General features: G+C 66.7%; 1 protein-coding gene. It reads right to left on the bottom strand.

Annotation, left to right across the window (positions count from 1 at the left end):
- Window positions 1-237 (bottom strand): hypothetical protein (locus GE543_RS27215; RefSeq protein WP_218571936.1); only part of this gene is annotated, 237 nt, incomplete at both ends.

Genomic DNA, 237 nt, shown 5'->3' with positions numbered 1-237 from the left:
CTCGCCCATCGACTGGTGGATCCAGTTGATCGCGTACGACGAGATCTTGACGCCGGACTTTTTGCCGGCGGGGGTGAAGTTCGGGTCGTAGTCGAGGAGCGCCCGACGTAGCCCCATCATCGCGGCCTGCACGAGGTCGGCGCGCTTGACCGTGCCCTTGGGCGAGAAGTACTTGAGTTGCGTCTTGAGGGCGAGGCGGGCGTTGGCGCGGACGGCCCGGTCGAGGGTGCGCGAGAG

Origin of the sequence: Pseudomonas sp. SZ57 (assembly GCF_009495975.1) — a bacterium.
In the GTDB taxonomy this organism is placed as follows: domain Bacteria; phylum Pseudomonadota; class Gammaproteobacteria; order Pseudomonadales; family Pseudomonadaceae; genus Aquipseudomonas; species Aquipseudomonas syringae.
This window is presented reverse-complemented; position numbering and strand designations above follow the sequence as displayed.